This is a genomic window from Streptococcus massiliensis DSM 18628 (assembly GCF_000380065.1).
In the GTDB taxonomy this organism is placed as follows: domain Bacteria; phylum Bacillota; class Bacilli; order Lactobacillales; family Streptococcaceae; genus Streptococcus; species Streptococcus massiliensis.
The window spans coordinates 1-12000 of record NZ_KB904406.1; the positions used below are offsets into that span (position 1 = coordinate 1).

The 12000-nt window shown below is 42.0% G+C and carries 18 protein-coding genes; 14 read left to right on the forward strand and 4 right to left on the reverse strand.

The window, feature by feature from the left end; all coding sequences use genetic code 11:
- The 3 genes from A3I3_RS0107400 to rplA form a co-directional block, all read left to right on the forward strand.
- Positions 1-287: integrase core domain-containing protein (locus A3I3_RS0107400; protein WP_018372085.1), on the forward strand; the 287-nt coding region annotated here is incomplete at its 5' end.
- 196 nt (positions 288-483) lie between these two features.
- Positions 484-909, forward strand: coding sequence for a 50S ribosomal protein L11 (gene rplK / locus A3I3_RS0107405; protein WP_001085808.1), 426 nt, complete (start codon positions 484-486; stop codon positions 907-909).
- A gap of 90 nt (positions 910-999) precedes the next feature.
- Positions 1000-1689, forward strand: coding sequence for a 50S ribosomal protein L1 (rplA, locus tag A3I3_RS0107410; RefSeq protein ID WP_018372086.1), 690 nt, complete (start codon positions 1000-1002; stop codon positions 1687-1689).
- A 58-nt stretch (positions 1690-1747) separates the two neighbouring features.
- Here the strand turns inward: rplA and dhaQ are convergent, their stop codons facing one another.
- On the reverse strand, positions 1748-2734 hold the full coding sequence (gene dhaQ, locus A3I3_RS0107415; RefSeq protein WP_018372087.1) for a DhaKLM operon coactivator DhaQ: 987 nt from the start codon (positions 2732-2734) through the stop codon (positions 1748-1750).
- On the reverse strand, positions 2731-3279 hold the full coding sequence (gene dhaS / locus A3I3_RS0107420) for a dihydroxyacetone kinase transcriptional activator DhaS (RefSeq protein ID WP_018372088.1): 549 nt from the start codon (positions 3277-3279) through the stop codon (positions 2731-2733). Before dhaS ends, dhaQ begins: the two co-directional genes overlap by 4 nt.
- Before the next feature lie 182 nt (positions 3280-3461).
- Here dhaS and dhaK point away from each other — a divergent pair, with 182 nt between their 5' ends.
- The 4 genes from dhaK to A3I3_RS0107440 are packed head-to-tail and all read left to right on the forward strand — an operon-like array spanning position 3462 to position 6142.
- A complete protein-coding gene (gene dhaK, locus A3I3_RS0107425; protein ID WP_018372089.1) occupies positions 3462-4451 on the forward strand; it encodes a dihydroxyacetone kinase subunit DhaK in 990 nt (329 codons plus the stop codon).
- 10 nt (positions 4452-4461) lie between these two features.
- The gene (gene dhaL, locus A3I3_RS0107430) at positions 4462-5043 is read left to right on the forward strand and encodes a dihydroxyacetone kinase subunit DhaL (protein ID WP_018372090.1); all 582 of its coding nucleotides are present in this window, start codon (positions 4462-4464) and stop codon (positions 5041-5043) included.
- Positions 5043-5417, forward strand: coding sequence for a dihydroxyacetone kinase phosphoryl donor subunit DhaM (gene dhaM, locus A3I3_RS0107435; RefSeq protein ID WP_018372091.1), 375 nt, complete (start codon positions 5043-5045; stop codon positions 5415-5417). The genes dhaL and dhaM overlap by 1 nt, the downstream gene beginning before the upstream one ends.
- An 11-nt stretch (positions 5418-5428) precedes the next feature.
- Complete coding sequence (locus A3I3_RS0107440) at positions 5429-6142, forward strand: MIP/aquaporin family protein (protein WP_018372092.1); 714 nt, start codon at positions 5429-5431, stop codon at positions 6140-6142.
- 63 nt (positions 6143-6205) lie between these two features.
- Here the strand turns inward: A3I3_RS0107440 and A3I3_RS0107445 are convergent, their stop codons facing one another.
- Entirely contained in the window at positions 6206-7069 is an 864-nt protein-coding gene (locus A3I3_RS0107445) for a YitT family protein (protein WP_018372093.1), read from the reverse strand.
- A 214-nt stretch (positions 7070-7283) separates the two neighbouring features.
- Here A3I3_RS0107445 and tmk point away from each other — a divergent pair, with 214 nt between their 5' ends.
- The 7 genes from tmk to nth all read left to right on the forward strand — a co-directional run bounded on the left by tmk (position 7284) and on the right by nth (position 11663).
- Positions 7284-7919, forward strand: coding sequence for a dTMP kinase (gene tmk / locus A3I3_RS0107450; protein ID WP_018372094.1), 636 nt, complete (start codon positions 7284-7286; stop codon positions 7917-7919).
- Positions 7916-8800, forward strand: a complete 885-nt coding sequence (locus A3I3_RS0107455; RefSeq protein ID WP_018372095.1) for a DNA polymerase III subunit delta' — start codon at positions 7916-7918, stop codon at positions 8798-8800. Before tmk ends, A3I3_RS0107455 begins: the two co-directional genes overlap by 4 nt.
- A gap of 20 nt (positions 8801-8820) precedes the next feature.
- Entirely contained in the window at positions 8821-9138 is a 318-nt protein-coding gene (gene yabA, locus A3I3_RS0107460) for a DNA replication initiation control protein YabA (protein ID WP_018372096.1), read from the forward strand.
- 3 nt (positions 9139-9141) lie between these two features.
- Positions 9142-10020 (forward strand): 16S rRNA (cytidine(1402)-2'-O)-methyltransferase, encoded by an 879-nt coding sequence (gene rsmI / locus A3I3_RS0107465; protein WP_018372097.1) that lies wholly within the window; start codon positions 9142-9144, stop codon positions 10018-10020.
- Between the two features lie 75 nt (positions 10021-10095).
- Positions 10096-10608, forward strand: a complete 513-nt coding sequence (locus A3I3_RS0107470; RefSeq protein WP_018372098.1) for a methylated-DNA--[protein]-cysteine S-methyltransferase — start codon at positions 10096-10098, stop codon at positions 10606-10608.
- Between the two features lie 2 nt (positions 10609-10610).
- Positions 10611-10964, forward strand: a complete 354-nt coding sequence (locus A3I3_RS0107475; protein ID WP_018372099.1) for an arsenate reductase family protein — start codon at positions 10611-10613, stop codon at positions 10962-10964.
- 75 nt (positions 10965-11039) lie between these two features.
- A complete protein-coding gene (nth, locus tag A3I3_RS0107480) occupies positions 11040-11663 on the forward strand; it encodes an endonuclease III (RefSeq protein WP_018372100.1) in 624 nt (207 codons plus the stop codon).
- A 96-nt stretch (positions 11664-11759) separates the two neighbouring features.
- Here the strand turns inward: nth and A3I3_RS10590 are convergent.
- On the reverse strand, positions 11760-12000 hold a 241-nt coding region (locus A3I3_RS10590; RefSeq protein ID WP_018371054.1), incomplete at its 5' end, for an IS3 family transposase.

Genomic DNA, 12000 nt, shown 5'->3' on the forward strand with positions numbered 1-12000 from the left:
TCAAGGAAACCAAGCAGATCCATCCTTTGGATATCCTTTGTCAGGAGTTAGGAATTGAACACAAGTGCATCCGCCCTCGAACGCCACGACACAATAGGAAGGTTGAACGCAGCCACCGAAATGATAACAGGCGCTTCTACCAACGCTTGCAATTTTACTCTTACGATGACCTTATCAAGCAGATGAAAAACTATCTTTACCTGTCTAACCGCCTCCCCATGCAGACTCTTAACTGGTTATCGCCTATTGAAATCAGAAATTCTTTACAAGGGGCTAGCCCCTTGTAAAGAATAACATATCAGCTTTCTATTTCTTAGATTGTTGGTCTCACATCATTGACAATGGGACAAAAAATGGGAGAATTTATTACTTTTCTCTTGCATTTTTTAGGGAATACTGTATAATAGAAAGGTATGCGATACGCATGCTTGTGGGAGGTAAAAATCTTACATTACCGAAAGAACCACAAAGGAGGATTTTAAAATGGCTAAAAAAGTCGAAAAACTTGTAAAATTGCAAATTCCTGCCGGTAAAGCGACACCAGCTCCACCAGTTGGACCAGCACTTGGTCAAGCAGGGATTAACATTATGGGATTCACCAAAGAGTTTAACGCTCGTACCGCTGACCAAGCTGGTATGATTATCCCAGTTGTTATCTCAGTTTACGAAGACAAATCATTTACTTTCGTAACAAAAACACCACCAGCTGCTGTTCTGTTGAAAAAAGCTGCCGGTGTTGAAAAAGGTTCAGGAACGCCGAACAAAACAAAAGTTGCAACAGTTACTCGTGCGCAAGTACAAGAAATTGCTGAAACGAAGATGCCAGATTTGAACGCTGCAAATATTGAATCTGCAATGCGTATGATTGAAGGTACTGCTCGCTCTATGGGATTCACCGTTGTTGACTAATCAATGACACCCTAGACCCGCTCACTTCATCATGACTGAGTGACGTGGGAGATGAAAATCGATTGAACCACTTTACAAGGAGAATAGAAAATGGCTAAAAAAAGCAAACAACTTCGTGCTGCACTTGAAAAAATCGACAGCACAAAAGCATACAGCGTAGAAGAAGCTGTAGCACTTGCAAAAGAAACAAACTTTGCAAAATTTGACGCAACGGTAGAAGTTGCATACAACTTGAATATTGATGTTAAAAAAGCGGACCAACAAATCCGCGGTGCAATGGTCTTGCCAAACGGTACTGGTAAAACTCAACGCGTGCTTGTATTCGCGCGTGGTGCCAAAGCTGAAGAAGCAAAAGCTGCTGGTGCAGACTTTGTCGGCGAAGAAGACCTGGTTGAAAAAATCAACGGTGGCTGGCTTGACTTTGATGTTGTCGTTGCGACACCTGACATGATGGCACTCGTAGGACGTCTCGGACGTGTCCTTGGTCCTCGTAACCTCATGCCAAACCCTAAGACTGGTACTGTAACTATGGACGTTGCAAAAGCAGTTGAAGAATCTAAAGGCGGCAAAATCACTTACCGTGCAGACCGCGCAGGTAACGTGCAAGCAATCATCGGTAAAGTTTCATTTGACGCTGACAAGTTGGTTGAAAACTTCCGCGCTTTCCACGATGTGATCGTAAAAGCAAAACCAGCAACAGCTAAAGGAACTTACATGACTAACCTGACAATCACTACAACTCAAGGTGTAGGGATTAAGGTTGATACAAATTCATTGTGATAGATTTAAAAGACTACCGAAAGGTAGTCTTTTTGTGGTGCTGGAAGAGTTATATTGATTACCAAGCAGCCGCATTGGTAGGAGCGATCAGTAAACGAATCCAAGTTGGATCTTTGACCGCGCAGAGAGTGATAGATAGACCTGCCATATCTAGTGTCGTAATCAGATGGCCGGTTTTGATAAAGGAGAGGTGCAATCTTTCTAAGTCTAAAAGTTGGAGCACATCATCTGTGAAGGCCCATTCCTCTAGTTTAGAAATACCACCTAGGTTGTTAATAAGGAGAATAAAATCATCTGTTTCTTGCCATTTGAACCTCATTTTGAGTTTATTGACGAGTTCAACAGCTAGGTTTTCTGAAGATTCAAAGAGAACAGTACGGTAGCCTGGCTCGCCGTGAATGCCAATGCCATAGGAAATGTATTTCTCAGGAAGCTCAAACATGAGCTGTTCTTTATCAGGAAGAGACGCTGGACGACTGGCTACACCGAGCGTTGCAATAGAAGTTGATAAGCTAAGTCCCAACTCTTCTAATTCATCTAGATCAGCTCCTTCTTTAGCAGCCTGTCCCAGAATTTTATGCAGCAAGATTGTTCCCGCAACACCACGATGACGCACTTGAAAATTACTAGTTTCTACTGAGATATCGTCGTGAGAAATAATGTATTTAACGGCAATACCCTCAGCCCTTGCCTGATGAATGGCACTAGAAAATTCAGCTAAGTCAGCATCGAAATTTTTGATAATAACAAATACACCTTTCCCTTTATTTAAAAAGCGAATAGTTTCTAGAATATCATCTGATTTTGGAGGAATGAAAAGAGGACCAGCTATTGCAGCACTTAACATTCCATCTCCAACGTAGCCAAAGTGAGCAGGTTCATGTCCACTGCCCCCACCGGAAAGAATAGGAACGGTTGCTATATCATGCTGATTATTATAGAGTACAGGCCGATTGTCTAGCTGTGAAAGGTGGGGATAGATGCGTGTTAGCGCCTGAATATTTTGTTGGACGCTACTTTCGAGAGAGTTTAAGATATGTGTCATAGTAGTTCCTTTTTTGTGATATTGTTTTTAAGGAGTTGGGTGAGGAAAATCATTTCTCTGTGATAATCTGTGTCTTGTAAGGTGAGTAAATGTTTGATGGAACTGACCAAGGCTTGGCTATGGTAATGGATATAGAAATTGTAGGCATCTTCAGACGAAAAAGTCCGCTGTCCGTACTCTGCATCCAATTTTGTGATCAACTGTTTTGCATAGTATTCAAAGTAGGAGGTAAAGTTATTTTGGTCAACAATTTCAAATGCCTTTCGATAGAAAGTTTTGTTACGTAGAAAAAATGTTAGAAGTTCTTCCAGAAGTTGCCAACCTGATATATATTCAAGATTGTCGGTGATTTGCTCCTTAAGATCCGTTTGGAAAATCCATTCGAGTAATTGATATTTATCGAGAAAGTGGTTGTAGAAAGTTTGTCTACGAATACCAGCTCCTGCCATAATTTTTTGAACAGAAATTTTTTCAAATTCTTGTGTTAAAAAGAGTTGCTTAAATGATTTGGCAATTCTTTTTTTGGTGATGAGGGGTGTTCCCATGGTAATCCTCCTGATACTTCTAGTCTATCATGAATGTACTCATCTATAAAGCAAAAAGGGACAAATTTGAAGTTTTGTCCCTTCCGAAATATTCTTAAAAAGAATACAATGAAGATAGTAAGACAGAGAGAGTAAAAGTCCGTGTGAGAGAGGACTTTATCTATAAAAATAAAGGAGTTCCCATGAAAAAAATTATCAATGACCCCACTGCTGTAGTGGATGAAATGTTGGCTGGGCTGTCATATATGCATGATCAGCTCGTTTACCGTGTGGATGGAACAGATGTCATTGCGCGGCGACTGCCAAAAACAGGTAAAGTCGGTCTCGTATCTGGTGGTGGTAGTGGTCATGAGCCTAGTCATGCTGGTTTTGTTGGTGATGGTATGCTGAGTGCAGCTGTTTGTGGAGCTGTTTTTACTTCGCCTACGCCAGATCAGGTATTGGCTGCGATTAAGGAAGCTGATGAAGGGGCTGGGGTTTTTCTGATTATCAAAAACTATTCAGGCGATATCATGAACTTTGAAATGGCGCAAGATATGGCTGAAATGGAAGGTATAGAAGTAGCGAGTGTTGTCGTAGATGATGATATAGCTGTTGAAGATAGTCTTTATACACAAGGCCGCCGCGGAGTTGCAGGTACAATTTTTGTACATAAGATTTTAGGGAATGCTGCGCGTGCCGGTAAAAGTTTAGCTGAAATCAAAGAATTGGCAGACCGTTTGGTAGCACAAATTCATACAGTTGGCTTAGCTTTGAGCGGTGCGACAGTGCCTGAAGTTGGGAAGCCTGGTTTTGAGTTATCTGATGACGAAATTGAGTTTGGTATTGGTATTCACGGAGAACCTGGCTATCGCAAAGAAAAAATGCAACCATCTCATGAATTGGCAAAAGAATTAACTGAAAAATTACTAAGTTCATTTGAAGCAAAGGCGGGAGAACATTTTGCGCTTCTTATCAATGGTATGGGAGCGACACCGCTGATGGAACAATACGTGTTTGCAAATGATGTGGCATCTTTGCTGAAAGAAGCGGGTGTAGAAGTGCTTTATAAGAAACTTGGAAACTACATGACGTCAATTGACATGGCTGGTTTGTCTTTGACCTTACTTAAACTCACAGATGAAGAATGGCTTGACGCCCTTAATAGTCCAGTGACGACAGTGGCATGGTAAGGAGAAATATATGGACGCAATAACAGCTAAAAAATGGATGGCAGCATTCAATGAAAAGGTGCAGGAAGAAAAAGCTTACTTATCTGAGCTTGACACACCTATTGGCGATGGTGACCATGGTGGCAATATGGCAAGAGGTATGGCAGCTGTCACAGAAGCCTTAAACGAAAAAGCTTACAATAGCTCTGCTGAAGTTTTTCAAGTAGTTTCCATGCAGCTTTTGAGTAAAGTCGGTGGCGCGTCTGGTCCGCTTTATGGGTCTGCTTTTATGGGAATTATGAAAGCCGAAAAAGAAGGTGCTAGTCTGGCTGATAGTATGAAGGCTGGACTTGATATGATTGTCAAACGTGGAAAAGCCCAACCCGGAGAAAAGACCATGGTTGATGTTTGGACAGGGGTAGTGGCTGATTTGCAAGCTAATCACTTAACGCGGGAACGGATTAATAGCCTTGTAATGGCGACTAAAGATATGAAGGCAACTAAGGGACGTGCTTCTTATGTTGGTGAGCGCTCAATCGGGCATATTGATCCGGGGTCTTATTCATCGGGGCTCCTATTTACAGCTCTTTTAGAAGTAAGTGAGGGAGCATGATGGAAGATGTAGGAATTGTCCTAGTTTCACATTCGAATTTACTGGCAGAAGGGCTTTATCGTTTGGTGAAAGAAGTTGCAAAAGATGTCTCTATTACCTATGTTGGAGGACTAGAAGACGGTAGTATCGGGACTAGCTTTGAACGTGTTCAAGCTGCTATTGACAGCAACCCTAAATCTCAATTATTAGCTTTTTATGATTTGGGTTCTGCGCGGATGAATCTAGAAATGGCAGCTGATTTTTCTGACAAAGAGATTATCATCAACCAAGTACCTATTGTGGAGGGGAGCTATACAGCCGCCGCCCTCATCCAAGCCGGAACAGACAAAAATACGATCTTAATGCAACTTGCAGAATTACATATCACAAAATAAGGAGGTCGACTATGTTGCAGTATTTTGGTGAATTTTTGGGAACCTTTATCCTAGTGTTACTAGGAGATGGGGTGGTAGCTGGAAATGTATTAGCAAAGACTAAGGAAGAGGGGACTGGTTGGACACCAATTGTCTTTGGCTGGGGCATTGCTTGTACAGTAGCAGTCTATGTATCCGGACTCTTCAGCCCTGCTCATCTCAATCCAGCAGTGACCTTAGCTATGGCATCAATCGGTTCACTAGCTTGGAGTAAGGTTGTACCCTTTATCCTTGCTCAGATGCTTGGGGCTATGTTAGCAGCGCTAGTGCTCTACTGGCATTATTATCCACATTTTCGTGAGACCAAGGATTCTGGCTTAATCTTAGCAACTTTTTCAACTGGACCAGCTATTCGTCACACAGCATCCAACTTCTTTGGTGAAGCATTGGGAACAGCAATATTGGTTGTTACGGTTATGGCCATTGGGCCAAACAAAGTTGGAGCTGGTTTGGGACCAATTATTGTCGGGCTAGTCATCTTTGCGGTCGGTTTCTCTCTTGGTCCGACAACCGGTTATGCTATCAATCCAGCTCGTGACTTGGGTCCTCGGATAATGCATGCCTTACTACCAATTCCCAATAAAGGAGATTCTGATTGGGGCTATTCATGGATTCCAGTTGCAGGTCCAATTGTAGGTGGAATTATCGGAGCCCTACTCTATAATATTGTCTTAGCCATGATATAGAAAACGTTGAATTGTTTGGTTGTATCACAATAATAATCAAAAAAGCTCTGCACTGCAGAGCTTTTAGCGTTGTATGGGCTGTTTATTTTCATCAAGGGTAAAACCTTCGCCAAGAATCTCATGGGCGTCGGTAATGGTCGTAAAGGCATGTGGATCGACTTTAGCAATGATTTCTTTCATTTGACGGATTTCATTCCGAGCTACGACACAGTAGATAATCTTATAGTCAGCTTTAGTAAAATGTCCTTGACCGTTGAGCAAGGTAACTCCACGAACAAGCTCTTTGTTAATAATTTGAGCCAATTCTTCCCATTTGGGAGTAACGATAAGAAATCCCTTTCCAGCGTATCCACCACCTTCAGCAATCAAATCAATGATACGTGCTGCAATAAAGACAAAAATCAGTGTGTAAACAACCATTCGAGTATCTTTAAAGACAAGTAAAACGAAGAGCAAAACACAGGCATCGACTATAAGCATGAGCCGCCCGATTGAGAAATTGCTATACTTGCCGACAATTCGTGCAACAATATCTGTGCCGCCAGTAGTGCCTCCGGCATTAAAGATGATTCCAAGTCCAACTCCGGACATTAAACCGGCTAGAAGACTCGTAATCAGAATATCATTGTCAAGATCAATAATAAAGGGAATGCGTTCAAAAACATAGAGCCAAGCGGAAACAGAGAAGGTTCCTAGTAGGCTGTAATACAGAGTCCGTGCCCCTAAAAGTCGCCAGGCTAAGATGAAAAGTGGAATATTAATTACCAAGTTCATCAAGGAGACGGGGATCTTTAATAAATAGTAAGTGATAAGGGTAATCCCAGTTGCTCCACCTTCGTATAAGTGGTTAGGAATGACCAAATAATTGATTCCAAAGGCAAAGATTGCTGCACCTAAGATAATGACTAAAGCATTTTTAATTTTCATAAAAGCCTCCTTTTCATTTCATTTTTTTCCAACCTCCATTGTACCAAAACTTAGGCTGTTTAGGGAAGAGGATTTAAAAATTTTTTGAAAATATTTCTGATTATCAACAAAGTTTTTTCATAAATGAGAAGTTTCGGCTAACATTTGTATCTTCCTCTAGGTTTTTACTGTGAAATTTGGTAAAATATAGTGAAAGAATTAGAAGAGGAACAAGATGACAAAAGGTTTATTAATTACATTTGAAGGGCCAGACGGTGCTGGAAAATCAACGGTTTTAGATGCAATAGCACATGATTTAAAAGAAAGAGGGTATGAGGTCGTAGTTACACGTGAACCTGGGGGTGTTCCTATTGCAGAAAAAATTCGCGATATTATTTTAGATCCAGCTCATACTAGTATGGATGAAAAGACAGAATTGTTACTCTATATTGCTAGTCGGCGTCAGCATTTAGCCGAACGTGTCCTGCCTGCTTTAGCAGCTGGGAAATTGGTACTGATGGATCGCTTTATTGATAGTTCAGTTGCTTATCAGGGCTTTGGACGTGGATTGGATGTAGAGGATATTCACTGGTTGAATGCTTATGCAACGGATGGCCTTAAACCCGATTTGACCCTTTATTTTGATATTGATGTAAAAGAAGGGCTAGCACGTATTGCCAAAAGCAAGCACCGTGGAGCTGATCGTCTCGATCAGGAAAATGTTGCTTGGCATGAGCGCGTGCGACAGGGCTATTTAAGTATTTTAAAACAGGAGCCAGAACGAGTAGTAAAGATTGATGCGGGCCAGCCTTTGTTAAATGTGACTGCAGAAGCTAGTCGCTGCCTTGATAAAAAAGTGTCAGAACGATGAAAAAAGAAAGTGTAGAAAAACTTCAGCCAGCCTTGCTGCATCACTTCGAGTCTGTTTTGAAAAAGAATCAGCTGGCTCATGCTTATCTTTTTTCTGGCGATTTTGGAAATTTTGAACTGAGTCTCTTGTTGGCTCAGAGTCTATTTTGCACAGAAAAAGATGGGGTTTGGGCTTGCGGGAAATGTCGTAATTGTCGCTTGATTGAAGCGGAAGAATTTTCCGATGTGACAGTGGTGCGCCCAGTCAATCAAATTATTAAAACCGACCGTGTTCGTGACTTGGTACAATCTTTTTCACAAAGTGGTGTTGAAGGGAATCGTCAGGTTTTCATCATTTGTGATGCGGACAAAATGCATACCAATGCTGCTAATTCTCTTTTGAAGACCATGGAAGAACCACAAAGTGAGATTTATCTCTTTCTCCTTAGTTCCGATAGTGAAAAAATCTTACCGACCATTAGAAGTCGAACACAGGTGATTTCTTTTCCTAAAAATGATAGCTACTTACGCCGATACTTGGAGGAGCAAGGGCTCTTAAAAACAGAAGCTGATTTGCTTGCAGCTGTTGTGACAGGATTTTCGCAGGCAGAAGAGTTGGCAAAAAGTAAGACGTTTTTTGAATTGGCAGCAGAATGTGATCGTTTTACTATGACTTATCTAAAAGGTGCAGAACAAGCGCTTTTGCAAGTGAGTAAGCTTACACGTTTAGCTGATGATAAAGTGAAGCAAGAGCAAGTATTCCAAATCTTAGAAGTGCTATTTGCACAACATATGCAGCAGAAAAGCGGGCGTGAAGGGCTGGAAAAATTAGTACTTGCCCGAAAAATGTGGCGGCAAAATGTTGCTTTTCAAGCGACACTAGAATACATGGTGCTAAGTTAAGATCTTGAAAGAGAGTAAAAATGGATAAAAAAGAATTATTTGACGCTTTAGACGATTTTTCACAAACTTTGCTAATGACTTTGGCGGAGGTAGAGGCTATCAAGAAAAAACTCAAGCAGGTCGTAGAGGAAAATACTGCTCTGCGCCTAGAAAATGATAAGTTACGCGAACGCTTAGGACAGGTCGAGAAAAATTCGCCTGCTAGGGTGAGTCACGGCCGTGCTAATTTACGTGAAATTTATAACGATGGCTTTCACATCTGCACGGATTTTTATGGTCAGCGCCGTGAGAATGATGGGGAGTGCGTCTTCTGTGATGAATTATTGTATCGAGGATAAGCTATGAAAATTCAAAAAAGTTTCAAAGCTTCTCATGAAACTGGAACGCTTTATCTAGTTGGGACTCCTATTGGTAATCTAGCTGATATGACTTATCGAGCGGTTGATATTCTCTCCAAGGTTGATGTGATTGCCGCTGAGGACACACGAAATACTGGTTTATTGTTAAAGCATTATCAGATTGATACACCGCAGCTATCATTTCATGAGCACAATGCCCAGGAGAGAATTCCTCAATTATTACAAAGATTAGAGGAAGGGCAAGATGTGGCACAGGTTTCAGATGCCGGATTGCCTAGCATTTCTGATCCTGGTTATGATTTGGTACGAGCCGCTATTGCAGCTGCCATTCCAGTTGTTCCCATTCCGGGGCCTAGTGCGGGTATTACCGCACTTATTGCTAGTGGTTTGGCGCCACAACCGCATATTTTTTATGGTTTTCTACCGCGGAAAGCCAGCCAGCAAAAAGCATTTTTTAAAGAACATCTGGCTTATCCAGAAACTCAAATTTTTTACGAATCTCCCTATCGAGTAGCAGAAACACTTAAAAATATGCAGGAGGTTTATGGAGATCGTCAACTTGTTTTAGTTCGTGAATTGACAAAGATCTATGAAGAATTTCAAAGAGGAAAAATTTCTGAAATTCTGAGTTATTTAGCAGAGACACCGGCTAAAGGTGAATGTTTGTTAATTGTTGAAGGAGCAGGTGAAGAGCCGTCATCAGAACTAAATGAAGAGGATTTGCTGCTTCTAGTTGCAGAACGAATAAACGCAGGTGCGAAGACCAATCAGGCAGTCAAAGAAGTTGCTAAGTTGCACGGGATACCAAAAAGCGAGCTTTATGCCCTCTATCATCAGAGAGAAAATGAAAAACATGGATAAGCAAGAATTAAAGGAATATAAGTGGTAGGCGGGTGCTTGTCACAATTTGTTTGACAGAAAAGAAGGACGTCTATAGTGGAATTCTATCAATTATTGTATTCATCACCTGTCGGCGATATATCGCTCGTATCTGACGGTCGTGGTTTGCAAGGGATTTGGTTTTTACATCAAAAGTATTATCAGGCAGGTCTTGATGGGGACATTTTAGAGCAATCAGATTCTATTTTAGCGGAAGCTGCTGTCTTACTAGATGATTATTTTGCAGGCAAGACAGTGGATTTTTCAACTTTGCCTTTATCCAGCAAGGGGACGGATTTTCAAAAGCGGGTCTGGGCTTATTTGCAAGAAGTGCCTAGCGGGCAGACTGTGACTTATGGGCAGATTGCAAAGGACTTGCGGGTCAAATCAGCGCAGGCGGTTGGTGGTGCAGTCGGGCGCAATCCTTGGAGCATTATTGTGCCTTGCCACCGTGTTTTGGGTAGCCAAGGACAACTGACGGGCTATGCAGGCGGCTTGGATAAGAAAATCTGGCTGCTTGAGCATGAAGGTGTTAATCTTGCTAGTTCCAAAAATAATAGAAAAGAGTGAATATGTTACAATTTATTGAATATCCTAAGTGTTCGACTTGCCGCAAGGCAAAAGCAGAGCTTAAGCAGCTAGGGCTTGAATTTGAGGCGGTTGACATCGTCCAAGAAACGCCTAGCCAAAAAGACTTGCTAGCTTGGATAGAGCATTCTGACTTAGAAATCAAGGCTTTTTTCAATACCAGCGGGATGAAATACCGCGACTTGGGCTTGAAAGACAAGGTGCCGACTTTATCCGCTCAGGAAGCAGCGGCGCTTCTGGCAAGCGACGGTATGCTCATCAAACGACCGCTTTTGGTTAAAGACGGCAAGATTTTGCAAATTGGCTACCGTAAGCCTTACCAAGAGCTGGGATTATAAACAAGGTCTGAGAGCCATTCTCAGACTTTTTCTTGCTGGACATGATATAATGGAAAGAAAAATAGGAAGGTTTCTATGGTTTTATCAAAAAAACGGGCGCGCAAGGTTTTAGAGGAAATCATCGCCCTCTATCCAGACGCCAAGCCCAGTCTAGATTTTTCTAATCATTTTGAACTCTTGGTGGCGGTCATGCTGTCTGCGCAGACAACGGATGCGGCAGTTAATAAAGCAACTCCTGCCCTGTTTGCAGCTTTCCCTACTCCGCAAGCCATGGCAGAGGCGACAGAAGCAGAAATCGCTGGCTATATTTCTCGCTTGGGGCTCTATCGCAATAAGGCAAAATTTCTCAAAAAGTGTGCCCAGCAGTTGCTGGATGACTTTGGCGGTCAAGTGCCTCAGACCAGGACTGAGCTAGAAAGTCTGGCAGGCGTGGGTCGTAAGACAGCCAATGTGGTGATGAGCGTGGGCTTTGGCATTCCAGCTTTTGCTGTTGATACGCATGTGGAGCGGATTTGCAAGCACCACGACATCGTCAAGAAGTCAGCAACCCCGCTGGAAGTCGAAAAGCGAGTCATGGAAGTCTTACCAAAAAAAGAATGGCTACCCGCCCACCAAGCTCTGATTTACTTTGGACGCGCAGTCTGCCACCCCAAAAATCCCGAGTGCCACAACTACCCGCAGTTGTATGTTTTTGATTAAGTCATTGCTTAGTTGTGGAAAATTTTTGTTTAAACAAGAAAGAGTAAAAACGAGGCCTTGTCAAGCCCCAACTAAAATAGACAGTAAAAAAGTGTATTAGTTATGAAGATATGCTTCCCGATATTGCACGGGGGTCATGCCTTTTAATTTTTCTTGCGGTCTATCCATATTATACCAGTCTATATAGTCTTTGATTTGGCGAATGAGCTGTTTCTGACTCTCTGGAGGAAATAAAGTCAAAGACTCACTTTTGAGGTGAGAGAAAAAATTTTCACAAGGAGCATTGTCATAACAATTCCCTTTCCTAGAATGTGAGATTGTCACACCATAGGAGTCT

Excerpts from the sequence above, each read along its gene's own strand:
- rplK (WP_001085808.1), top strand. The coding sequence starts at position 484 with ATGGCTAAAAAAGTCGAAAAACTTGTAAAATTGCAAATTCCTGCCGGT.
- rplA (WP_018372086.1), top strand. The coding sequence starts at position 1,000 with ATGGCTAAAAAAAGCAAACAACTTCGTGCTGCACTTGAAAAAATCGAC.
- dhaQ (WP_018372087.1), bottom strand. The coding sequence starts at position 2,734 with ATGACACATATCTTAAACTCTCTCGAAAGTAGCGTCCAACAAAATATT.
- dhaS (WP_018372088.1), bottom strand. The coding sequence starts at position 3,279 with ATGGGAACACCCCTCATCACCAAAAAAAGAATTGCCAAATCATTTAAG.
- dhaK (WP_018372089.1), top strand. The coding sequence starts at position 3,462 with ATGAAAAAAATTATCAATGACCCCACTGCTGTAGTGGATGAAATGTTG.
- dhaL (WP_018372090.1), top strand. The coding sequence starts at position 4,462 with ATGGACGCAATAACAGCTAAAAAATGGATGGCAGCATTCAATGAAAAG.
- dhaM (WP_018372091.1), top strand. The coding sequence starts at position 5,043 with ATGGAAGATGTAGGAATTGTCCTAGTTTCACATTCGAATTTACTGGCA.
- A3I3_RS0107440 (WP_018372092.1), top strand. The coding sequence starts at position 5,429 with ATGTTGCAGTATTTTGGTGAATTTTTGGGAACCTTTATCCTAGTGTTA.
- A3I3_RS0107445 (WP_018372093.1), bottom strand. The coding sequence starts at position 7,069 with ATGAAAATTAAAAATGCTTTAGTCATTATCTTAGGTGCAGCAATCTTT.
- tmk (WP_018372094.1), top strand. The coding sequence starts at position 7,284 with ATGACAAAAGGTTTATTAATTACATTTGAAGGGCCAGACGGTGCTGGA.
- A3I3_RS0107455 (WP_018372095.1), top strand. The coding sequence starts at position 7,916 with ATGAAAAAAGAAAGTGTAGAAAAACTTCAGCCAGCCTTGCTGCATCAC.
- yabA (WP_018372096.1), top strand. The coding sequence starts at position 8,821 with ATGGATAAAAAAGAATTATTTGACGCTTTAGACGATTTTTCACAAACT.
- rsmI (WP_018372097.1), top strand. The coding sequence starts at position 9,142 with ATGAAAATTCAAAAAAGTTTCAAAGCTTCTCATGAAACTGGAACGCTT.
- A3I3_RS0107475 (WP_018372099.1), top strand. The coding sequence starts at position 10,611 with ATGTTACAATTTATTGAATATCCTAAGTGTTCGACTTGCCGCAAGGCA.
- nth (WP_018372100.1), top strand. The coding sequence starts at position 11,040 with ATGGTTTTATCAAAAAAACGGGCGCGCAAGGTTTTAGAGGAAATCATC.